We start from the raw sequence: 21,133 nt of genomic DNA, 5'->3' as shown, positions 1-21,133 counted from the left end.
ATTTCGTACCTTCCTTTGTATCATGCCCACGATCCCTTATATCGCGCTTTTTCGCAGGCACAGCAGCCGCATCCTGCTGGCAGCGCTGCTGTTCTGGCTGCTGCTCGGATTTTTTGTATATGGCGCCGAGCTGATCGCCAACCGTTATTTCGGCATGAAGGCGCTGGACCTTATCGAGCAGCGGCAATACCTGCTACGCTGGTTGCTATGGCTCCTGCTCACACCAGCGATCGTACTGCTGGCGCTCAAGATTAATATCGGCAATTGCCGTCTGTTTTGGTTCATACTGCTGCATATCTTTTTCGGAACGGCCATCCTGGCGCTGGAATTCATGGTGGAGCTGGCTATTATCAAACCAATGGCAGAGGCCTTTTACCATAGAAAAGTCGTACTTGGAGAGCTGATGATCCCTTTCCTCCAGAAATATTTTGCCTATATCATTAATTACTTTCTCATCGTGGGCATGGTGAATATGTACATTTACCTGCATTCCCTGCAAACGACGCAAAAGGAATTGTTGCAAACGGAGCTGCAGAATAAAGAGCTGAAATACAGGCTCACGCTGGCTCAGCTGCAAACGCTCAAGATGCAGATACAACCCCATTTCCTGTTCAATGCTCACCAATCGATTACGGGACTTATTCTCAGCAAAGAGAATGATAAAGCGGTACGCATGCTCTCCGCTCTCAGCGATCTGCTGCGGCTGTCGTTGGAACAACAGGAACGGGAGCTGGTGCCCCTGGAAGAAGAATTACGGATCGCAGACCTTTACCTCTCTTTACAGCAGACTCGCTTCGGCGAACGCCTGATCTATTCCAAACAGATTGCTCCTGATGCGGCTGCCATATCGGTTCCTTATTTTATCTTGCAGCCGGTGGTGGAAAATGCCGTGATCCACGGCGTAGAACAAACCGACGAACCGGCGGAGATCCGGATCAGTGCGACCTTAGCAGAAAGCCGGCTAAGGCTTGCGGTAAGCAATACCGGCGAGCTGGATCCCGGCCGGCCCGCAAAGGGGCACGGCATCGGTCAAAGCAACGTAAGCGAACGCCTGAAACAGTACTTCGGTGAGCAAGCTACCTACCGGCTGTACAACGAAGGGAATGGAACCACGATAGCTGAATTGATGATACCACTTGTATGACAGCCAGAATCACCGCCATTATCGTAGACGATGAGCCTTTAGCCGCCAACGTGATCGAGGAATACCTGAAAGAGTTCCCTGAGATTGCCTTGACCAGCCGCTTTACCAAGAGCCGACAAGCTGCGGAAAAAATACCCGTTCTGCGACCCGACCTGGTCTTTCTTGATATACAGATGCCGGTAATGAACGGCTTCGAGCTGCTGGATGCCATTACAGGCAAGCATGACCCGTATATCATTTTCACAACGGCCTATGACCAATATGCCCTCCGCGCTTTTGAAGCCAATGCCGTGGGCTATCTGCTAAAGCCCTTTGACCGGGACAAATTCGGCTTAGCCATACGCCGTTTTCTGGACCGCCATACCGGCGGCAGGGAACAGCATCTTTACGATGGCCTGCTGCGTATGCTCCGGGAACAGCAGGCGCCACCGGCCTACCTGGAGCGCATAGCGATCAAAGAAGCGCAACGGATCTTCTATTTGGCCGTATCCGATATTGTTTATTTTGAAGCAGCCGGCGATTATGTAAAGGTATTTACAGAACACGGTTATCACCTCATCAACGACAGCCTCGGCGCCCTGGAGCAGAAGCTTGCCCCGCAGCAGTTCGTACGTATCCATCGCTCGCATATCATTAACGCGGCCTTCGTGCAGGAATTTATTCCTTATTTCAACGGCGAGTATAAGATCGTGATGCGAAACCAAGAGACCCTCAAGATGAGCCGCAATTATAAGCAACAACTCAGCCGTGTATTCCGCGATCTGTAGCAAAACGTCCCGGCGATGGAACAGCTCCGCTTAATCCCTGTTTTCTGCAGCTTACAGAATTAGCGCAACGCGCTCATTTGTTTTTTCCCATTTTTAAGGGAACAAAAGCAACCGCGATCATGGCTAAAGGCAGCATTCCAGCAGGGATCAAATACATTATCGGCAACGAAGCGGCCGAACGTTTCAGCTATTATGGTCTCAGGGCGATCCTTACGGTATACCTGGCCACGCACTTTTTCAACCCCGGCGGCGATCCGGCGCTACAGGTGGCTGCTGAGGCCAGAGCCAATGAAGCAACCCACTTCTTTATCACGCTCAATTACCTGATGCCCATCGCGGGCGCCCTGCTGGCAGACTGGTTCCTGGGTAAATACACCATTATCCTATGGCTATCACTGGTATACTGCTTGGGCAACTTTCTCATGGCCGGCTTCACCGATCACTACCCGATGTTCATGTCGGGCCTGGTATTGATCGCGGTCGGCTCGGGTGGTATCAAGCCTTGCGTATCGGCCAATGTCGGTGATCAGTTCGACGACAGCAACCGGCATTTGCTGGGGAAAGCGTTCAGCTGGTTTTACCTCAGCATCAATTTCGGTTCCTTCTTTTCCACGCTCTTTATTCCTTACCTGCTACAGCACTTCGGCGCCAGGGTGGCCTTTGGTGTACCGGGTCTGCTGATGCTATTGGCCACGCTGGTCTTTTTCATGGGCAGGAAAAAATATGTGCGGGTAAAACCCGCGGGCTTTCCTAAGGATCACTTCCTGGGCGTAAATTTTTATGTATTGAAAAATATAAGGCAGCTCTTCGGTGGGCAAAGCCCCCGGAAGATCGCGGCACAACGCTACGGGCCGGATACCGTAGCCGCTGTTCAATCCGTATGGAAAGTGATTGCCTTATTTGCTTTTGTCCCGGCCTATTGGATGCTGAGCGATCAAAGCACCTCGGAATGGGTGATCCAGGCGACCAAGCTCGATCTCAACGTTGCGGGTATCACTTTGCTGCCCCAGCAGGTGCAAGCGGCCAACCCTGTGTTTATACTGGTGCTCACTCCTTTATTTACCAGCGCGGTATATCCCTTTCTGCAACGCAAAGGCATCAACTTTAACGAGCATCGCAAAATACTTGCCGGCTTTGTGCTGCTGATCCTGTCTTTCGTAGTCATCTTTATGCTGCAGCAACTGATAGACCGGGGGCAGCATCCCTCCGCAGCATGGCAGATACTCGCTTATTTTCTACAGACGACGGCTGAGATCCTCGTCTATCTTACCGGGCTGGAATATGCTTACGCGCAGGCGCCGGCTTCCATGAAAAGCACAATTATGTCTTTCTGGCTGCTGACGATCTCGCTGGGAAATTACCTGGTGTCCCTCATCAACAACAATATCGGTCACAAGGGTATTTTAAGTCGCTTATCGGGCGCCAGTTATTATGGCTTTTTCATCATCTTGATGAGCATCGTAGCCGTACTGTATAGCCTTGCTTATGCCCGCACTTTGTTTAGCCCCCGGATCTCCGGTACAGATGGACCAACCGGCCCATCAGAAGGATAATACTTTACGTTCCATGCTGCGGGTATCCAGCAACAGGAAGCGGCCTTCGAAGGAGGGCTGGCCGAGGAGGATATGGATCGCTGCCTGCGCCATAATGGTACCGATGATACCCGGCACTGTTCCCAGCACGCCATTTTCCGAGCAGGAAGGCACTTCGTCTGCATCGGGTGGTTCGGGGAACAGATCACGTAGTTGTCCGCTGCCGTCACGGTTAAACACCGTCACCTGCCCTTCGAAGCCCAGGATGCTACCATAGACCAAAGGCTTTCCCTGCTGTACGCAGGCATCGTTCACGGCGTAACGTGTATTGAAGTTATCGCAGCCATCCACCACGAGGTCGTAGTCCGCTACCAATGCAGCAGCATTGGTTTCATCGACCTTTATATCATGATGTACCAGCTGTGTATAAGGATTGTGGGCATGCAGCACTTCGATAGCAGCTGTCGCCTTTTTACGGCCGATGTCTGAGGGCCGGTAGAGTATTTGCCGGTGAAGATTTGTCGCTTCCACGACGTCGAATTCGGCAATGCCCAGAGTACCTATGCCAACGGCATTCAGGTATTGGAGCACGGGGCAACCGAGGCCGCCGGCGCCGATCACCAGTACCCTGCCTTGCTTGATCTGTCGCTGCCCTTCAGGACCAATATCTTCGAGAATGATCTGCCGGCTGTAGCGCACGACTTCCTCTGTAGTGAACATATATCCCCGCTTTATTATTGCATCCATACCGGGTGCCAATCTTTCCATATGGGCTCATAGCCTTTGGCCCTTATTACAGCAGCCATTTCTTCAGGGCTCCGTTCATCGGAGATCTCAAATTGCTCCAGTGACTGGGGTGATACGGCATAGCCGCCCGGATTGGTTTTGGATCCGGCGCTCATGCTGGTAATACCCAGCGGAATAATATGATCCCGGAAGCGTTCTTCTTCCCGCGTAGATAAAGAAAGTTCCAGCTCCTCGTCCAGTAAGCGGTAGGCACAAATCAGCTGTACCAGTTCCTTATCGCTCATATAGCGTTCAAAGACCTTGGGATCGTTTTGACCCGCCTGCTCGATCGGGCGCAGGCGAGGGAAAGAAACAGAGTACTTCGTTCGCCAATAGGTTCTTTCCAGGTATTGCAGGTGCAATGCCGTAAAGAAGGCTTCGGCCCGCCAGTCTTCCAGCCCGATCAGTGTACCCAACCCGATCTTATGGATACCTGCTTTCCCAAGCCGGTCAGGCGTCTCGAGACGGTATTGAAAATTCGACTTTTTCCCTTTGGGATGATATTGCTTGTAGTGGTCCCTGTGGTACGTTTCCTGGTACACCAGCACGCTATGCAGACCTTCCCCACGCAGCAAAGCGTAGTCGGCCTCATCTAAGGGTTGTACTTCCATGGAAATATTGGAAAAATGCGGCCGGATCAGCCGGATCGTCTCCTTTAGGTAGGCTACGCCTACTGTTTTATTGGCTTCCCCGGTTACCAGCAATACATGATCGTAGCCCATTTGCTTCAGTACGGCAATCTCCTGCAGTATCTCCGCTCCGCTCAATGTTCTGCGTGGTATGTTGTTGTCGAGGCTAAAGGCGCAATACGTGCAGATGTTCTGACACTCATTGCTCAGGTACAGCGGCGCATACATTTGTATGGTTTTACCAAAACGCTTTTGCGTCAGCCCATGGCTGAGCCGGGCCATCTGCTCCAGGAAAGGCAGCGCTGCCGGAGATATCAGCGCTTTGAAGTCTTCCAGGTTGCGTTTGCTTTTCTGAAGGGCCGCCTGCACATCCGCTTCCGTTTTGCCGGCAATTTCCCCGGCAATCGTATCCCAATCGTAGCACTCAAAAATTTCAGAGAACATAAGTCTATGCGTTCAGGTCATCAAGAAAAGCGGTTAAAGGACTGCTGGCACCGGCATGGCGGCGCATACCGCCCAGGCCGGCTACATAAGCAGCCCGGCCCGCAGCTACAGCCCATTTAAAAGCCTCTGCCATACGCACCGGATCACTGCTTACGGCAACAGCTGTATTGACCAATACGGCATCGGCGCCCAGCTCCATGGCCTGTGCGGCATGCGAGGGCGCACCGATACCGGCATCAACGATCACGGGTACCCTGCTCTGCTCGATGATGATCTCCAGGAAGTCGAGGGTCCGCAAACCTTTATTGGTCCCTATGGGCGCGCCCAAGGGCATTACCGCCGCAGTACCGGCTTCTTCCAGCTGCTTGCACAGCACAGGATCGGCATGGATATAAGGCAGCACCACAAAACCCAGCCGGGCCAGCTCCTCCGTGGCCTTCAACGTTTCCAGCGCATCCGGCATCAGGTATTTCGGATCGGGATGGATCTCCAGCTTGAGCCAGTTCGTTTCCAGCGCCTCACGGGCAAGCTGCGCCGCAAATACAGCTTCTCTGGCATTGCGCGCACCGGAAGTATTGGGCAATACCTGCACACCCGGTAGCTGCAATTGTTCTAGTAGCGTATCTGTTTCCGTTTCGGCGTCGATGCGCTTCAACGACACAGTCACCAGTTCGGAACCGGAGGCGCTGACAGCCTCACCCATCAGCTGCGGCGAGCCGAATTTACCCGTGCCCAGGAATAAGCGGGAGCTAAAAACCCTGTCGGCGATCTTTAAATGATCCATAGTATCCGTTTTAAATAATACAATCAATAGGTTCCACAGTATGCGTCAGCAAACCGGAAACGGCAATACCATATAATCCTGCGTCCAAAAGCGCTGGAATATCTTCTTTAAGAATACCGCCAATAGCGTAGATAGGGACAGTGCGCTCCGTCGCGGAGAGACTGGCGAAGAGCTGACGGTAACCTTCCAGGCCGAGCACGGGACTCAGCTTTTCCTTCGTGGCAGTGAAGCGGTAAGGACCTAGGCCGATATAATCACAGCCTTCCCTTATGCGCTGTCTTACATCATCCAGGGTATTGGCCGTACCGCCTATGATCTTTCCTGCTTCCAGTGTCTGACGGGCGACGGCAACCGGTGTATCCGATAAACCCAGATGTACCCCGTCTGCGGCCACTTCTTTTGCAATGTTTACATGATCATTAATGATCAGCATCGCATCGTAAGCGGCGCACAATTGCTTTACGGTTTCCGCAAGCGACACCAGAACGATTTGTTCCTGCTGCTTGAAGCGTAGTTGTATCCATTTACATCCCAGGTCAAGCACTTTCCTGATGTGTTCCAGCTGCTGTGGGGCCGTCGCTCCCTGCGATATGTATTGTAGTTTAGGCAACATGATAAGCGAGTAATTGTGTGTTGCTGCGTAACACTTGTTCTACATATTTTTTCCCTTCACGACAGGCATGCTCCAAAGTCAGTCCATGGGCCAGGTTAGCCGTAATGGCGGCCGATAAAATGCAGCCTGAACCGTGCTTGTTGTAGACGATACGGGTACCCGGCGGCAGGGCGACCTGCCGGCCTTCGGTCCATAAGCGATCGGTCCCGCGAACACTCTCCGAATGCCCACCTTTCAGCAGCACATTCGTATAGCGGGCCAGGCCTTCCCCGGCCTTCATTTCATCTGCCGCGCCGCTGAGCAACATGGCTTCGGGTACATTGGGTGTAACCAGGTATATATGCGCCGCAATCGTCGCCAGCAAAGATTCCTGTATGGCCGTCACAAAAGAGAAACCCGCAGATGCCGATAACACGGGGTCCCAGATTATCCTCAGTTGCGGGAACCGTTCCTTCAGCCGGCGCAGCAAAGTCAGCAACAGTTCCGGCCCTGGACACAATCCTATCTTGACCCATTGTATCGCATACTGCTCCAGCAGCGGTTCCACCTGGGACAGGATCTGCTCTGCTGTCATGGGTGTCCACTGAAAAAACTTGTCTTCCGTCTGTACTGTCCAGGCGGTTACGGCTGCCATACCCAGGCAGCGATGCTGTTCAAAAGCCTTGATGTCGGCCAGCACACCGGCGCCACCACTGGGATCGTAACCCGCTATGCTAAGCACTACCGGTCTTTCATAAGGCATGCCTGTATCTTTTTAAATTGTCCCAGAGGATCTTCGCTGTGCCAAACAGCGCCCAGCACCGCAACACCGTCGAAGCCGTAGTCCAGGGCCGTCCTGCAATTCTCTTCATTGATCCCTCCGAGGGCGATGACCTTGGTACGACGTGCCTCCGGCAGTTGCATCAAGACCTCGCGATCCATGGCCGCATAGCCCGGTTTGGATATGCTATCGAAAACAGGGCCCAGGAAGGTATAAGCAAAAGCCGGCGGTAAAGCATCCAGTGAAGCCATTTCATGGATCGAGGTAGACAACAGATAGCCTTTATCCCGTAATGCGCTGAAGTACTCCGGCTTCGTACGCTGACGCAACTGCCCGGGAAAATGGATCCTCCTGTATTCCGGAAACGGAGAGCGATTGCGCTGCGTCAACGAAAACGGGAGCACGATCCGTTCCCGGTAGGCCGGGTCAATCGCCGTCAGCAGACTGAAGACTTCACCCATCGCTTGCTCCGGCTTACGAAGGTGCAGCAGGGAAAGTCCGGCAGCAAACATGCCATTGAGCAATTGCGCCTCGTTCTCCCTGTGGCCGGGCTCGGAGATCAGGATCAATCCGGGCATGGTATCAGGAATAGAGTTCATTACCATTCAGCCGGAACTCCTCTGCCTTCTCAAACATACCGCTGGCAGCTGATTCCCGTATTTCCTGTGTGATCTTCATCGAGCAGAACTTGGGCCCGCACATCGAGCAGAAATGCGCGATCTTAGCACCATCGGCCGGCAAGGTTTCATCATGATATTCCCGCGCCGTATCGGGGTCCAGCGACAGGTTGAACTGGTCCTCCCAGCGAAATTCGAAACGCGCTTTGCTTAATGCATTATCCCTGTATTGCGCGCCCGGGTGGCCTTTGGCCAGGTCTGCCGCATGTGCGGCCAGCTTATAAGTGATCACGCCATCCTTTACATCTTTCCTATTAGGCAGACCTAAATGCTCCTTGGGTGTAACATAGCAAAGCATAGCTGTACCATACCAGCCGATCATGGCCGCGCCTATGGCAGAGGTAATATGATCGTAGCCGGGTGCAATGTCGGTAGTCAATGGGCCCAATGTATAGAAGGGTGCTTCGCCGCAGGTTTTCAATTGCTTCTCCATATTCTCCCTGATGAGATGCATGGGTACATGCCCCGGACCTTCGATCATCGTTTGTATATCATGCTTCCAGGCGATCTTCGTCAGTTCACCCAGCGTTTCCAGCTCTGCAAACTGCGCGGCATCGTTGGCATCGGCAATAGCGCCCGGACGCAATCCATCGCCCAATGAAAAAGCCACATCATAAGCCTTCATGATTTCGCAGATCTCCTCGAAATGCGTGTACAGGAAATTCTCCTTATGATGGGCCAGGCACCATTTGGCCATAATGCTTCCCCCGCGGGACACGATCCCGGTCATCCTTTTAGCTGTAAGTGGTATATAACGCAGCAATACGCCGGCATGTATCGTGAAATAAGAGACGCCTTGCTCTGCCTGCTCAATCAGGGTATCCCTGAACAGCTCCCATGTAAGGTCTTCTGCTTTCCCGTTCACCTTTTCCAAAGCCTGGTAAATAGGTACCGTACCGATGGGCACCGGTGAATTACGGATGATCCACTCACGGGTCTCATGTATGTTCTTACCGGTGGACAGGTCCATAATGGTATCGGCGCCCCAGCGACAGGCCCACACGGCCTTTTCCACTTCTTCTTCTATACTGGAAGTCACGGCGCTGTTACCGATATTGGCATTGATCTTTACCAGGAAATTACGTCCGATGATCATCGGCTCCGCCTCGGGATGATTGATGTTGCTGGGTATGATCGCCCTTCCGGCCGCGATCTCAGCACGTACAAATTCCGGCGTAATGTGGCCCTGTGGTGTGTTGGCTCCGAAGCTGTTGCCGGCATGCTGCGCTGCAAGGCTATCATAGCTGCCGTTCAATTGCTGCTGCAACATTTCGTAACGCTGGTTCTCCCTGATGGCAACATATTCCATTTCCGGTGTTACAATCCCCTTCCTGGCATAGTGCAACTGGCTTACGTTCTGTCCCGGTTTTGCTTTCAGCGGCTTTTGTATGAGCTGGAAACGCAAAGCATCCAGCCGCGGATCGGCATGCCGCTCCCTGCCGTAGGCCGAGCTAATCTCGTCCAATACCGTTACATCGCCACGTTGCAGTATCCAGCGCTCCCGCAGGCGGGGCAAGCCACTACGGATATCGATCACAGCACTATCGTCGGTATAGGGGCCGCCCGTATCGTAGACCGTTACCGGCATATTCGTTTCCGTACCGCCACCAGCGAGCTTTGTAGGCGATAAGACAATCTCCCGCATGGCTACCTGAATATCGTATCGTGTACCCGGTACATAAACCTTCCGGGAACCGGTAATGGCCCCGGTCGTAATGGCATGGCTATGAGCCATAGTTTCCTTTTGCATAGGCTATCCTCCTTGTGTTGCTTTAATGATCAGGACATGATCGCCTGTCTGCAGCACATAGCTTTCCCGTTCCTGCCGGGCGATCACGTTGTTGTTTACGGCCACGGCAATGCCTTTTTGCTTTTCACCCAACCGGCCAAAAACAATATGTGCCAGGGTTGCTGCTTCAGCAACATCATGCGGCTCGTCGTTGATAAATATTTTCATTCCCAAACAGATTGGCTCCAGGAACGACAGTAGCGGTGCGTAGATCGCTATACCATACAGGTATACCGGCACACGGAATAGTCTTACTTTTCCCTTCGGCAGTACTAACTGCATCAGGTTCGTAGGGTATTATCTCAGCACTAAGGCACCCCTAAAGCGGAACGAAGGTAAATATTAAATCGGAACGGCAAAGCCGGTGACGCCGGTTTAACAAAGTTTATCCATACTTTGTCTGCTTATCCGCCTACCGATGAAAAACCGTATTGCCTGCCTGGGCATTATTGCAGCAACAATCGTTCTTGGCCTGCTATCCAGACGCCTGTCGTTTGTTCCGGCTGCGACGGGCGATGCGCTATATGCCCTGATGATGTACTTTATCATGCGCCTTATTTTCCTGCATAAACGCAGCATTGCAATAGCAGCCATAAGCCTGTCGATATGCTTTGCCATCGAATTCAGCCAATGCTACAGGGCGCCATGGATCAACGCCTTGCGTTCTACCCTGCCCGGTCGTCTTGTGCTGGGCCAAGGCTTTCTATGGTCGGATCTGCTGGCTTATTGTGCCGGCGTGCTGGCGGGCGTGGCAATAGAAAAACTTTTGCACAAGAAAGATTAAATCTATAGCTTAAAAATTTGTGGTTTGTGTTTTTGCTTTATTTTTGCCGGCGATATTGAGTGTGTTGACCCTCTAATGCACAATAGCCAATGACTTACTGTCTCTACATACCATCCCTTATCATTGCTGCCTGACCCGGGCGGGAATAGCTTTTTCTTTTTGTGAAAAGAAGAAATTGCGCTGCGTAAAGCAGCGGTGAAGCTATGCCTGCCCCTGAGCCAACGGTCATTTCCTGTTGTGCCCCTACGATCATGCTCCTTTGCTGATCTTTCCGTATGCCTGGCATACCGCAGCCTTGATGTCTCAGGGGATATATCCTTTGCGCAAGGACGAACGGATATCCACCCATTTTGATAAACGGATCAAACCCCCTGTTATGGACCATCATGACAGCTCGTTTGAACCAGGTTGCTATAGGCTACGCACCGCAAGGCAAAGAAAGCGATCACTGAAAGAAGATCGCGACAAACAGCTGATACGGCTGCAAAATCGCCAGGAAGAACTCCTGATGGCACGGCGACGCCTGCCGCTAACACCTTTGGAAGAGCCCTACCAGCGCGGCTGGAAAAGGACTTTCATCCTCAGGGAAGATGTAGCCCGGAGCGCTGCCGCAGCTTTTTACAGCAACCTGCTGAGCAAGATCAATACTATAGATTACGCCGTCAACCGGTCTTTTAAAAGAAGGGTTAAACGGAAAAGGAACAGGAAAAAACTTTACGAAGTGAAGCCTCAGCATCTGCGCGCCTTCTACAGCTACGAATGGAGCCGTGCTCAGCTGAGCCCCGAAGAAAAAGTTCTTTTCTATCCCAAAGAGTACGTGGATAAGGGCGGCAAGCCTTATATCCAATATGTGTTTGCAGAGCCATGGCGTTTCGTGCTCCAGGTAAGACCCAACATGATCACTCATGTAAAGACCGTGGATGAGGTGCTGGAACAGGAACTGGAGCAGATCGACAACCACATTACCCAACACCATCTCGGCCCCCGCCTGAACAGAATAGTATGGGGCTGTGGCTGGCGCAGCAGGTGGGATAGAAGGACCGACCGGGAAAAGAATCCTTTACACAACAAGCCGCTGTACCGCATTACAGCAGAAGCGGCAAACGATGAAGAACATGAGCCATTTTCTTAAAACAAAAGAACTGAGCCGGCTGGGCTATACCAACGACATTGCCCGCAGCCTGGCTACAAATATCATACCCAGGCATTTCAGACATGAGAGCAAAGCCGCCTGGATCACATTATTAACGAACATTAAAAATCAACCAGAGACCTATGTAAACGACGAAGTACTCGGGAAACTCGCGGCTACCTTCATTACAGAAGAGCAGCCCTGTAACTACCAGACATTTTCCTTGCTCGAACAAACCGGGCGGCTGAAAGTATATGGCGGCAAAGAAGTGGAGCATAGCGCCAAAAAGCAGATGGAGCTGGCCATGTCGTTGCCGGTAACCGTACAGGGCGCGCTGATGCCCGATGCCCATACCGGCTACGGCCTGCCTATCGGCGGCGTGCTGGCCACCCGCAGGGCAGTGATCCCTTATGCTGTAGGCGTCGATATCGGCTGCCGCATGTCGCTGTCCATCCTGGATGAAGGCCCGGCCTTTCTCAAGAGCCATGCCTACCAGATGAAGTGCGCGCTCAAAGAGCATACCCATTTTGGCATCGAGGGTGGCCTCGAACGGGCGCAGGACCACGAGGTGTTGGATCACGAGGCCTTTGACGCCACCACATTGCTGAAGCGGTTGCAGATGAAAGCTGCCCGGCAGCTGGGCAGCTCGGGCAGTGGCAATCATTTTGTTGAGTTCGGGCTCATTGAGCTGCATGAGGACAACGGCCTGGGATTACCGGCAAAGACCTATATGGCCTTGCTGTCGCATTCGGGTAGCCGCGGTCTGGGCGCCAATATTGCCCAACACTACACCCGTATCGCCATGGACACCTGTAAGCTGCCCCGGGAGGCGCAATCATTAGCCTGGCTCGATATGGATAGCGAAGCAGGACAGGAATACTGGCTCAGCATGAATCTGGCCGGCGATTATGCCAAAGCCTGTCACGACCGCATCCATGCCAATGTGCTCAAGGCTGTCGGACTGCAGGTGCTGGTAAGGGTGGAGAACCACCACAACTTCGCCTGGAAGGATACGCTGGCTGACGGTAGCGAGGTCATCCTGCACCGTAAAGGCGCTACGCCGGCGCATGAGGGCGAGCTGGGCATTATTCCCGGCAGCATGACGACGGCCGCCTACCTGGTAGCCGGCAAAGGACAAGGCGATGCATTGTATTCCGCTTCACATGGCGCTGGGAGGGCCATGAGCCGCAAACGTGCCCGGGAAAACATGACCGCCTCGGCGCTCAAAAAGATGCTTGCCGAAGCCGGTGTTACGCTCATTGGCGGTAGTGTGGAAGAGAACCCTACGGCCTACAAGGACATCGAACGCGTAATGACAGCGCAGCAGGAACTGGTCAGCATCCAGGGAAAATTCATGCCCCGCATTGTAAGAATGAACAAAGAATAATAGAACCGCTAAAAAACAACACTTATGGAAAAGATCATTATACAAATCAGCTCTGGACGTGGTCCCGCAGAATGTTGCCGGGTCGTTGCCAGAGTGCAAGAGCTCATGCTGCAGCATGCCAGGACAACCGGCATCCGCATCGAGGTGCTCGACAATAAAAAAGCAGGACTCAGGGGCACATTGCTTTCCGCAACGCTGATGGCCGAAGGGCCTTCGCTCCGGGATTTTGTAGCAGAGTGGGAAGGTACTTTACAATGGATCGCACAAAGTCCTTACCGTAAAATGTACAAGCGGCGCAACTGGTTCGTCGGTATCGCCATTTTCCCCATCCAAACGCCGCAAACCTGGCAGGACAAGGACGTTTACTTTGAAACGATGAGGGCTTCGGGTCCAGGCGGACAGCATGTAAACAAGGTGGAAACTGCCGTCCGCGGCGTACACAAACCCTCGGGCCTGCAGGCAACCGCCAGCGATCACCGCTCTCAGCTTCAGAACCGGAAACTATGCCAGGAAAGGCTCAAACAAAAAGTGATTGCCTGGCAGACGGAGCAGCTGATGAAGCAACAGACCGAGCAATGGCAGGAACACAACCAGCTGGAACGGGGGAATGCAACCAGGACGATAGTGGCATCCCTCAATTGATCACGCGCCCGTCCTATGACCGGTGCATAAAAACGATTCATATGGATGCAAGAAAATATGGCCGCACGGGGCATTTTCCATTTTCTCCGGGCACCACAAGCGACGACCGGATACAATATCAGTACTGGTCACACATACAAAAAATGGAAGCGCTGATCCATACGGAAAAGCTGGATGGCGAAAACAATTGCCTGAACCGTTACGGCGTCTTTGCCCGCTCACATGCGGCGCCCACTACATCGCCCTGGACCAGCAGGCTCCGGCAGCAATGGGCCTTGATGAAGAACGACCTGGGCGACCTGGAGCTGTTCGGAGAAAACCTGTATGCGATCCACTCGATCGCGTACAGGAAGCTGGAGCAGTATTATTATGTATTCGCGGTGCGCAGCCTGGACCGCTGGCTCTCCTGGGAGGAGGTTGTCTTCTATGCTGGTGCATTTGACCTCCCTGTCGTACCGGTGCTGGATATCATCGGTGCACCAGGGAAACAGCACGAGGCTGATTTTAGCGAAACCGTCCTTCGGCTGAGCCAGGAAAACAGTGTATTCGATGCCGTAGATCCGGCTACGGGGAAATCCTGCACCCGCGAAGGGATCGTTACCCGTAACACAGCAGGCTTCGATGTGAACGCCCTGGGCGAAAACGTATTCAAATACGTACGCAAGGGGCATGTACAAACCGATGTGCACTGGACCCGCAACTGGCGAAGGGCTCCGCTGCATTATGAATATAAAAAGGAGACACTATGAAAACATTATTATACCAGGATTGGGATACGCTCTCGCGGCAGTACGACTGGGTCGCCGATATGGCCGATACACCACAGGACCCGCGTCATCATGCCGAAGGCAATGTCGCTGTCCACACGCAAATGGTATTGCAGGCGCTCGTGGCGCTCCCCGGGTATAAGGCCCTGCCGCAGACCGAAAGGGACATCCTGTGGACAGCTGCGCTACTTCATGATGTGGAAAAGCGCAGCACCACATTTACCGAGGCCGACGGCAGCATTGTCTCTCCCGGGCATGCCAAAAAGGGATCGAGGACGGCACGGCAACTACTGTATACCGGCTTCGGAACGCCTTTTGCCGTAAGAGAGCAGATCGCCGGCCTGGTGCGTTACCATGGCCTGCCGCTCTGGCTCATGCACAAGCCTGATCCGCAGAAATACCTGCTGGAAGCTTCTTTTGGCGTGAATACCGAATGGCTGGCCTTACTGGCAAGAGCTGATGTACTGGGCCGTATCTGCGCCGACAAGGAAGAACTCCTCGAACGGATCGATTTCTTTGAAGCCTATTGCAGGGAGCAGGAATGTTGGGGCGAACCGCGGGTATTTGCCAATGAACGCGCCCGTTTTCATTATTTCCGTACAGAGCATGCCAGCCCTGTTTATGTGCCTTTCGACGACAGTACCTGCGAAGTGGTGTTGCTATCGGGCCTGCCCGGAATGGGCAAAGATCACTATATCCGGGCACACCACCCGCAGTTGCCGGTGATCAGCCTGGATGCGATAAGACAAAAGCATAAGCTGGATCCGAAAGATCGCTGGGCCAACGGCTTTGTTGCGCAGGAAGCCAAAGAGCAGGCTCGTGTCTGCCTGCGGGCAGGGCAGGGCTTCCTGTGGAACGCTACGAACATCACAAAGCAAATGCGTAGCCAGCTCGTCGACCTGTTCGCAACATACAAGGCCCGGGTAACGATAGTGTACATAGAAAGGCCCTATCCTGTCTGGCTAAAGCAGAATGCCGCAAGAGAAGAGGCGCTGCCCCGAGCCGCCTTATTTAAAATGTTGCAGAAGCTGGAGGTTCCGGCGCCTACCGAAGCAACATCCGTGATCTATCAATCCGACTAAGCTTGCATGAAACCCACGCCTCATCTGGTGTGGGTTTTTTTAACATTTTATAGTAGCCTCCCGGGAGAAGGGGAAAGCCTTACCTTGTTTATCTTCGCGGCAGATTTTCAATAGCGCACGACGTTACCCTGCGTCCGGCTTAGTCCCTATCCCATGTTAAAACGATATAAGCTCCTGTTATTACTCCTTTGCCTGCCCGTTCTTTTCTCTTCCTGTTTTGAGATCATCGAGGAGATCAGTATGAATGCCGATGGCAGTGGCGCCATGACCATCACACTTAACCTTAGCCAGAGCAGGAATAAAGTGTCCTCGGTCCTGATGATGGACAGTATCAACGGCTACAAAGTGCCTAGCCGCGCCAAAATAAAGCAGGAAATGGACGAAGCAGTAGCCCGGCTAAAAAAAATGCCCGGCATCAGCAACGTCAGCAGTAAGACGGATTTCAACAACTATATAGCCAGCATCAGCTTTTCTTTCCGTGAGGCCGGCAACATCAATAACATCAGCAGGGAAATACTGGAAGCGCAAAAGATCAAAACAAGCACCATATCGACCTATAGCTACAATAAGGCTACGGCTACATTCAGCCGGGATTACAAATACTATACCGCGGCAAAGACCGAGTTTAATAAGCTGAAGAAAGAAGATAAGGATGTTTTTAAGACAGCCACCTATACGGGTATCTACCGGTTTTCCAATACCGTGATGCGGCAAACGAATCCAAAAGCACGTATCTCTAAAAACGGCAAGGCTGTGATGCAGCAGTGCAGCGTCATGGACCTCATCAACGGCAATGCCAGCGTAGCCACGCAAATACAATTGGCCAAATAATAGAAACCCACCGGACAGGCGTCTGCCCGGTATCCAAATAAACCCCGACATGAAAAGAATACTGCTGGCCGCGCTGCTTTGCTCCGGCCTCATCGCAAAAGGCCAGGACCTGGCATACAAGATTCCCAAAGAAGCCATGGCTGTAGCTGCCATTAAAGGCGACAAATTCATGGAGCTGGCTACCATAGCAGATTTCAACAGCTCGATATTGGGTAAGAAGTTGCTCGGTGAATTGGCGAAAAAGCGCCAGGATGGGCACTACAACAGCGTAGAAGACATCGGGCTACAGCTCAATGGCACTGCATATTATTACAACCTGCAAACGGACAGCATCAGCTATAACTGTCTCCTGTTCTCCCTGGCCGATGTCGCCCGTTTTGAACAGCTACTGAGTGGCAGGGCCAAAAAGATCGAACGAAAAGGGGCGACACGGTCCCTGTATAGTGCAGGCGACAAAACACTCCTGCTGTGGGACGACAAGACCGCGCTTATAGCCATAGGCTCGCTCAAGGTTGCTTATTTCGAAGCCGATTCCCTGCGTGGCGCACGTTATGGCATCAAGCGTGTAAACTACGGCGATTATTATCGCGACAACTATGATGCGCCGGCAGTTGTCGACTATGCTGCCGCAGATACACCCGTTACCATAGCAGATACCGCCACCTGGGCCGAGGCTGCCAATGCCGCTGAAGCTGCTGCTAATGTAGCAGTCGCCGCCGAAGAAGAAACCAGGGATACGGAAAGGAATCCCGAACCCGTAATCGATACAGCTGTGTCGATCATGATTGCTCCGCCTGAGCCCGTCCCGGATGTAACAATCATTGAAGCCCCTCCTGTAGTTGCGGAAGTTGCCGACCCCAGCAGCTATTATGACCAGACCACTTATAACCAAGACTACGAAGCACAAAAAAAAATACAGGACGGGCTTACAAAGGAATGGCTGACCCGGTATGCCGCCAACGCTTTTGAAAAAACAACCGGCCCTTCGATCCTGGACAATCCCGATTTCCTGCGCAGCCAGGACAAGAATGCCGCAGCTTCCTTTTACCTCGCCGGCATGGAACACCTGTATAGCAGCTTCATGACGCCGTTCTACCCAGGATACCGTTACAGCGGCCTGGGTAACCTGATGCGCGGCTATGAAAGTATTAATGCCCGCTTGTATCTCGAAAAAGAAAAAGCATTTATTAATACTGAAATGCAGCTAGACGACCAGAAGGCTGCCAGCTATAAGAAGATCTATGGCCACAAGCCCAATAAACAATTTGCCCGCTATATCAATAGCGATAAGCTGGTCGGTTTTATAAGCTACTCCTTCGATACGGAACATTACCTGAAAGAATTGCCGGAGATGATGAAACCTGTTTTTTCACAGTACTTCGGGGTTAAATATGGCGAGGAAACAAGCATCGGTGCAGACCTCCTGTCCCTGCTGCTCGACGAGAAAGCGATAAGCAAAGTGGTCAAAGGCGATGCCGTATTGCTCTTTACCGATATCGGCCCGAAAGAATATACCTATACTACATACGAGTACAACGACGACTATGAACGAAAAGAGGTGACCAAGACCAAAACGGAGACTGTTCCCGATTTTCTCTTTATGATGTCTTCAGATGATCCGCACATCTTCCAGCGCCTGCTCGATTATGGGGTCCATAAAGAAAAGATCGTATTGAAAAACGGCATTTACAGCCTGGACAGCAAGCTCACCGGCAACGCACCTTTCAGGCTGCATGTGCTCATTAAAGACGGCATCGTGTTCTGCGGCACTGCTTACCGGGACATCCAGCAGATCGCTGCCGGAACATACCAGGGCAATATGGCGAAGGATCAGAAGGACCTGCTGCTGAAGAACAACATGGCGCTTTACTTCAATCCCAAAAATGTGATCGGCAAGCTGCCACGTGATGAATTCGGCAGCTACCGCAACCTGGAAGCGCTTAATACCCTGCTGGGCAATACCGGGCCAATGTATGCCCGCACCACCGGCATCAAAGGCAACCGCATCTCGGGTGAGCTGGTAGCCCAGGTACCCGGCAACAAGAACAATGCGCTGCAATATTTCCTCTCTCTTATTGAGTATGCAGCCAAACTGGATTAAGCGATGAAACGGTTTCTCACGATCACAGCAGCAGTGCTGCTATTGGCGGCTATATCTTTCTGGGGCTATATCCGTTACCGGCAGCATGCTTCTTACAGCACCCTGATCCCGGCTAACGCCGGGGTACTGATCCGGGTCGACGTATACCGTTTGTACCAAAGTCTTTCCGGATCGCTCTTTAAACGCCGGCGCTCCGAACGCCGTTTCTTCAAAGGTCTTTCCATACCGGCCAATATCTTTTGCTATACCCTGAAGGGGTTGCAAGGCAATACCTTATTTGCTACGTTACCGGTCGACGATACCGGAGCGCTCGCCCGGTCTTTGCCCGGCATGGGCTTTAGCAGAGACCCGGCTGCGCCAGGAGGTATTACATTCGCCCGTAACGGCAACCAAACTTGCATTCTGGCTTACAATGGGGACAGGATTGCTTTCGCTTTTCCCCCTGGGAAAGAAAACGTAACGGAAACGCTGGGCCGGCTGCTGAGACAGGAAGATATGATACCTGTAGCCGAAAGTGCTTTCAGCAAGATCAAAGAACAGGAAGGGCATATTACCTTATTGTCGGAAAAGGGCAAGGGCAGGCTTGACTTTCAGCAGGGCGCTATTGTTGCTGCCTTACAATGGAAGGCAGAAAGTTTGCAGACCCAGGAAATACCACAGCCCGAAGCCAACAACGGAAATGCCTTGACCCTTTACTGGCTGGGCCTCGCACCAGACTGGCTGGAAGGAAAACAGTTCAGGATAAAAGACATCAGCATCAGCGGAGACAGCTTGCTCGCGGCTCATCCTCACGGTTTCATCTTTGAAGTAGGTAAGACGACTGTACAAAAAGATTCTGTGATCAGCTATGACTATAATGACGACTTTGAAAAAGTTGCTACCGTATCGGTAAAAGAGAGCCGTGTTCCCGGCCTCCGGTTACAGCTACTAGCCGATGCCCCTCTATACACCTACCTGCAAAGAATAGGCATCCTGTCCCGGGATAGCAATACCGTACGACATAAGCTCTTCCCCTTATACAAAGTGCATACAGGTACGGCGCCGGGAACCCTGTGGGCAAGCACTGCGACAGAAGCGCCACTGCCGCTTTCCCTGGCAAAAGGGCCATTCGTTTTCCTCATCCGGGCCGACTTCGACCAGCTAAAGCAAGTGCCCGACCTGGCTTGGCTCAACCGCTATACCGCTCCTTTTACTTCCCTCTCCGGCGTAGGCCGCCAGCTACGGGACAAAACGATAGATGTGAGCATGAAGCTCAACTGCCGTAAGAAAGATGAGTCTTCGCTGCTACAGCTACCCTTCCTCTTTTGAGTCGGGTTGGTAACGCCCCGCCGCCTTGGCCAGACGCTTCCGTATACGGGACGCCAGGAAACGCGGGCCCAGCACCTTCATGCATTCGCCGAAACCTAGTATCTCCCGCTCCAGCTCGAAATTGGGCACCACGTCAATGCGGATAATAATACTGTCTTCCTGCTCGGCCAGCACCTTTTGTGATGCATGAAGGGGCTTGGTCAGCACATAAGGTGCATTGTAGCGGTCCACTTCCAGGATCACTTTGTGCGCACGGTCTCTTTCGCTTTTGGTAACACCCAGCAAGTCGCTATAGTAGACATCAAAGTCTATTCCCTTATAATCGACGAAAGGCTCGTGTGGCAGCTCCTGGAATTCGATGATACGGTCAAGCGCCAGGGTCGCCAGGGTCGCGCCCTTTTTCGGCTTGCAGATCACAAACCAACGGTTGCGGTATTCCTTGAGCAAATAGGGATAGTAAATGCTTTGCTGCGATTGCAGCGCCTTGAACGATTTATACTCGATCAGCAGCGAGCGGCTGTTCAATATAGCCTGGTACAAAGGGTTGATATGCTCCAGACCCTTCAGTTGCTGATTGCCCTCGAACTGGATGTGGTTACGGCTGGTATTGGTGGATTTGTACAAATTGTTTTCGAGCTTCGCGATCATCTCGCTCATCTCATCGAAATAATTGAAGCCGTTGAATTGCTTCAGCACACCAACGATCTCTTTCATCTTATCCACGTCCGCATTATTGATCGGCGCCTTGGTAATGCTGAAATCACGATCCTCGTAACTATAGTACTTCCGGTCGGTAACAATGATGGGTGCATTATAGCCCAGCTTGTCGCTACGCATGATCTGAATATCGCCTTGTATAGTACGGCGGCTCACACCGGTCACGATCCCTTCGCGTTCATAGAGCACCTCTGCTACCTTTTCAATAAGGTCTTCAAGCGTCCACTTACGGAAACGGTTGCGCAGGCAGTCGTCGATGGTTTTGTAACGGATCAGCGCCAGTTTATTGATCGCCATGATAAAGATTTTGGAGGATGAAGCTACAAAAAGATACCTGTAATACGCAATAGAGCTGCGCAATTGTTTTCCGATCAGTCCTTTTGATAATTATTTTCTCACCTAAATAAATCATTATCAAATACTTTAAAAAATAGTTAGCCATTTTCTAAACACAACG

Annotated in this window: 21 protein-coding genes and 1 riboswitch; of the genes, 12 read left to right on the top strand and 9 right to left on the bottom strand. The window is 52.3% G+C overall.

Annotated features, from left to right (window positions below; all coding sequences use genetic code 11):
- Positions 1 to 22: 22 nt before the first annotated feature.
- The 3 genes from DZK30_RS11025 (at position 23) to DZK30_RS11015 (ending at position 3,464) form a co-directional block, all read left to right on the top strand.
- Positions 23 to 1,144: a sensor histidine kinase gene (locus DZK30_RS11025; RefSeq protein ID WP_118974198.1), complete on the top strand. Its 1,122-nt coding sequence runs from the start codon at positions 23 to 25 to the stop codon at positions 1,142 to 1,144.
- The gene (locus DZK30_RS11020; protein ID WP_118974197.1) at positions 1,141 to 1,911 is read left to right on the top strand and encodes a LytR/AlgR family response regulator transcription factor; all 771 of its coding nucleotides are present in this window, start codon (positions 1,141 to 1,143) and stop codon (positions 1,909 to 1,911) included. Before DZK30_RS11025 ends, DZK30_RS11020 begins: the two co-directional genes overlap by 4 nt.
- 119 nt (positions 1,912 to 2,030) lie before the next feature.
- Positions 2,031 to 3,464, top strand: a complete 1,434-nt coding sequence (locus DZK30_RS11015; protein WP_118974196.1) for a POT-type proton-dependent oligopeptide transporter — start codon at positions 2,031 to 2,033, stop codon at positions 3,462 to 3,464.
- Here the strand turns inward: DZK30_RS11015 and DZK30_RS11010 are convergent.
- The 8 genes from DZK30_RS11010 to thiS all read right to left on the bottom strand — a co-directional run bounded on the left by DZK30_RS11010 (position 3,453) and on the right by thiS (position 10,207).
- Positions 3,453 to 4,163, bottom strand: a complete 711-nt coding sequence (locus tag DZK30_RS11010) for a HesA/MoeB/ThiF family protein (protein ID WP_118974676.1) — start codon at positions 4,161 to 4,163, stop codon at positions 3,453 to 3,455. The genes DZK30_RS11015 and DZK30_RS11010 overlap by 12 nt on opposite strands.
- A gap of 14 nt (positions 4,164 to 4,177) precedes the next feature.
- Entirely contained in the window at positions 4,178 to 5,302 is a 1,125-nt protein-coding gene (gene thiH / locus DZK30_RS11005; RefSeq protein WP_118974195.1) for a 2-iminoacetate synthase ThiH, read from the bottom strand.
- 4 nt (positions 5,303 to 5,306) lie between these two features.
- Entirely contained in the window at positions 5,307 to 6,086 is a 780-nt protein-coding gene (locus tag DZK30_RS11000) for a thiazole synthase (RefSeq protein WP_118974675.1), read from the bottom strand.
- Between the two features lie 10 nt (positions 6,087 to 6,096).
- Complete coding sequence (locus DZK30_RS10995; RefSeq protein ID WP_118974194.1) at positions 6,097 to 6,699, bottom strand: thiamine phosphate synthase; 603 nt, start codon at positions 6,697 to 6,699, stop codon at positions 6,097 to 6,099.
- On the bottom strand, positions 6,689 to 7,441 hold the full coding sequence (locus DZK30_RS10990; protein ID WP_118974193.1) for a hydroxymethylpyrimidine/phosphomethylpyrimidine kinase: 753 nt from the start codon (positions 7,439 to 7,441) through the stop codon (positions 6,689 to 6,691). The genes DZK30_RS10995 and DZK30_RS10990 overlap by 11 nt, the downstream gene beginning before the upstream one ends.
- Positions 7,420 to 8,037, bottom strand: a complete 618-nt coding sequence (locus tag DZK30_RS10985; RefSeq protein ID WP_162903025.1) for a thiamine phosphate synthase — start codon at positions 8,035 to 8,037, stop codon at positions 7,420 to 7,422. The genes DZK30_RS10990 and DZK30_RS10985 overlap by 22 nt, the downstream gene beginning before the upstream one ends.
- A gap of 4 nt (positions 8,038 to 8,041) precedes the next feature.
- A complete protein-coding gene (gene thiC / locus DZK30_RS10980) occupies positions 8,042 to 9,886 on the bottom strand; it encodes a phosphomethylpyrimidine synthase ThiC (RefSeq protein ID WP_317125491.1) in 1,845 nt (614 codons plus the stop codon).
- Between the two features lie 3 nt (positions 9,887 to 9,889).
- Positions 9,890 to 10,207: a sulfur carrier protein ThiS gene (gene thiS / locus DZK30_RS26240; protein ID WP_205529416.1), complete on the bottom strand. Its 318-nt coding sequence runs from the start codon at positions 10,205 to 10,207 to the stop codon at positions 9,890 to 9,892.
- A riboswitch (TPP riboswitch) is annotated at positions 10,167 to 10,256 on the bottom strand. Its footprint overlaps the gene before it by 41 nt.
- Before the next feature lie 87 nt (positions 10,257 to 10,343).
- Here thiS and DZK30_RS10970 point away from each other — a divergent pair.
- The 9 genes from DZK30_RS10970 (at position 10,344) to DZK30_RS10930 (ending at position 19,959) form a co-directional block, all read left to right on the top strand.
- The gene (locus DZK30_RS10970) at positions 10,344 to 10,709 is read left to right on the top strand and encodes a ribosomal maturation YjgA family protein (RefSeq protein WP_118974191.1); all 366 of its coding nucleotides are present in this window, start codon (positions 10,344 to 10,346) and stop codon (positions 10,707 to 10,709) included.
- Positions 10,710 to 11,085: 376 nt separating this feature from the next.
- The gene (locus DZK30_RS10965; RefSeq protein WP_162903024.1) at positions 11,086 to 11,841 is read left to right on the top strand and encodes a hypothetical protein; all 756 of its coding nucleotides are present in this window, start codon (positions 11,086 to 11,088) and stop codon (positions 11,839 to 11,841) included.
- Positions 11,825 to 13,228, top strand: a complete 1,404-nt coding sequence (locus DZK30_RS10960) for an RtcB family protein (protein ID WP_118974189.1) — start codon at positions 11,825 to 11,827, stop codon at positions 13,226 to 13,228. The genes DZK30_RS10965 and DZK30_RS10960 overlap by 17 nt, the downstream gene beginning before the upstream one ends.
- A 24-nt stretch (positions 13,229 to 13,252) precedes the next feature.
- Positions 13,253 to 13,870, top strand: coding sequence for a peptide chain release factor H (gene prfH / locus DZK30_RS10955; RefSeq protein ID WP_118974188.1), 618 nt, complete (start codon positions 13,253 to 13,255; stop codon positions 13,868 to 13,870).
- Between the two features lie 41 nt (positions 13,871 to 13,911).
- The gene (locus DZK30_RS10950) at positions 13,912 to 14,619 is read left to right on the top strand and encodes an RNA ligase family protein (protein ID WP_118974187.1); all 708 of its coding nucleotides are present in this window, start codon (positions 13,912 to 13,914) and stop codon (positions 14,617 to 14,619) included.
- Positions 14,616 to 15,719 (top strand): AAA family ATPase, encoded by a 1,104-nt coding sequence (locus DZK30_RS10945; protein WP_118974186.1) that lies wholly within the window; start codon positions 14,616 to 14,618, stop codon positions 15,717 to 15,719. The genes DZK30_RS10950 and DZK30_RS10945 overlap by 4 nt, the downstream gene beginning before the upstream one ends.
- 153 nt (positions 15,720 to 15,872) lie before the next feature.
- A complete protein-coding gene (locus DZK30_RS10940) occupies positions 15,873 to 16,550 on the top strand; it encodes a hypothetical protein (protein WP_118974185.1) in 678 nt (225 codons plus the stop codon).
- A gap of 49 nt (positions 16,551 to 16,599) precedes the next feature.
- Positions 16,600 to 18,651 (top strand): hypothetical protein, encoded by a 2,052-nt coding sequence (locus tag DZK30_RS10935; protein ID WP_118974184.1) that lies wholly within the window; start codon positions 16,600 to 16,602, stop codon positions 18,649 to 18,651.
- A 3-nt stretch (positions 18,652 to 18,654) separates the two neighbouring features.
- On the top strand, positions 18,655 to 19,959 hold the full coding sequence (locus DZK30_RS10930; protein ID WP_118974183.1) for a hypothetical protein: 1,305 nt from the start codon (positions 18,655 to 18,657) through the stop codon (positions 19,957 to 19,959).
- Here the strand turns inward: DZK30_RS10930 and DZK30_RS10925 are convergent.
- Positions 19,942 to 20,973, bottom strand: coding sequence for a helix-turn-helix transcriptional regulator (locus DZK30_RS10925; RefSeq protein ID WP_118974182.1), 1,032 nt, complete (start codon positions 20,971 to 20,973; stop codon positions 19,942 to 19,944). The genes DZK30_RS10930 and DZK30_RS10925 overlap by 18 nt on opposite strands.
- Between the last annotated feature and the right edge of the window lie 160 nt (positions 20,974 to 21,133).

The sequence above is a fragment of the Taibaiella koreensis genome (assembly GCF_003545715.1).
Taxonomy (GTDB): Bacteria; Bacteroidota; Bacteroidia; order Chitinophagales; family Chitinophagaceae; genus Taibaiella; species Taibaiella koreensis.
This window is presented reverse-complemented; position numbering and strand designations above follow the sequence as displayed.

Bases quoted from the DNA above. Each gene is read 5' to 3' on its own strand.
- DZK30_RS11025 (WP_118974198.1), top strand. From the start codon at position 23: ATGCCCACGATCCCTTATATCGCGCTTTTTCGCAGGCACAGCAGCCGC.
- DZK30_RS11020 (WP_118974197.1), top strand. From the start codon at position 1,141: ATGACAGCCAGAATCACCGCCATTATCGTAGACGATGAGCCTTTAGCC.
- DZK30_RS11015 (WP_118974196.1), top strand. From the start codon at position 2,031: ATGGCTAAAGGCAGCATTCCAGCAGGGATCAAATACATTATCGGCAAC.
- DZK30_RS11010 (WP_118974676.1), bottom strand. From the start codon at position 4,163: ATGTTCACTACAGAGGAAGTCGTGCGCTACAGCCGGCAGATCATTCTC.
- thiH (WP_118974195.1), bottom strand. From the start codon at position 5,302: ATGTTCTCTGAAATTTTTGAGTGCTACGATTGGGATACGATTGCCGGG.
- DZK30_RS11000 (WP_118974675.1), bottom strand. From the start codon at position 6,086: ATGGATCATTTAAAGATCGCCGACAGGGTTTTTAGCTCCCGCTTATTC.
- DZK30_RS10995 (WP_118974194.1), bottom strand. From the start codon at position 6,699: ATGTTGCCTAAACTACAATACATATCGCAGGGAGCGACGGCCCCACAG.
- DZK30_RS10990 (WP_118974193.1), bottom strand. From the start codon at position 7,441: ATGCCTTATGAAAGACCGGTAGTGCTTAGCATAGCGGGTTACGATCCC.
- DZK30_RS10985 (WP_162903025.1), bottom strand. From the start codon at position 8,037: ATGCCCGGATTGATCCTGATCTCCGAGCCCGGCCACAGGGAGAACGAG.
- thiC (WP_317125491.1), bottom strand. From the start codon at position 9,886: ATGCAAAAGGAAACTATGGCTCATAGCCATGCCATTACGACCGGGGCC.
- thiS (WP_205529416.1), bottom strand. From the start codon at position 10,207: ATGCAGTTAGTACTGCCGAAGGGAAAAGTAAGACTATTCCGTGTGCCG.
- DZK30_RS10970 (WP_118974191.1), top strand. From the start codon at position 10,344: ATGAAAAACCGTATTGCCTGCCTGGGCATTATTGCAGCAACAATCGTT.
- DZK30_RS10965 (WP_162903024.1), top strand. From the start codon at position 11,086: ATGGACCATCATGACAGCTCGTTTGAACCAGGTTGCTATAGGCTACGC.
- DZK30_RS10960 (WP_118974189.1), top strand. From the start codon at position 11,825: ATGAGCCATTTTCTTAAAACAAAAGAACTGAGCCGGCTGGGCTATACC.
- prfH (WP_118974188.1), top strand. From the start codon at position 13,253: ATGGAAAAGATCATTATACAAATCAGCTCTGGACGTGGTCCCGCAGAA.
- DZK30_RS10950 (WP_118974187.1), top strand. From the start codon at position 13,912: ATGGATGCAAGAAAATATGGCCGCACGGGGCATTTTCCATTTTCTCCG.
- DZK30_RS10945 (WP_118974186.1), top strand. From the start codon at position 14,616: ATGAAAACATTATTATACCAGGATTGGGATACGCTCTCGCGGCAGTAC.
- DZK30_RS10940 (WP_118974185.1), top strand. From the start codon at position 15,873: ATGTTAAAACGATATAAGCTCCTGTTATTACTCCTTTGCCTGCCCGTT.
- DZK30_RS10935 (WP_118974184.1), top strand. From the start codon at position 16,600: ATGAAAAGAATACTGCTGGCCGCGCTGCTTTGCTCCGGCCTCATCGCA.
- DZK30_RS10930 (WP_118974183.1), top strand. From the start codon at position 18,655: ATGAAACGGTTTCTCACGATCACAGCAGCAGTGCTGCTATTGGCGGCT.
- DZK30_RS10925 (WP_118974182.1), bottom strand. From the start codon at position 20,973: ATGGCGATCAATAAACTGGCGCTGATCCGTTACAAAACCATCGACGAC.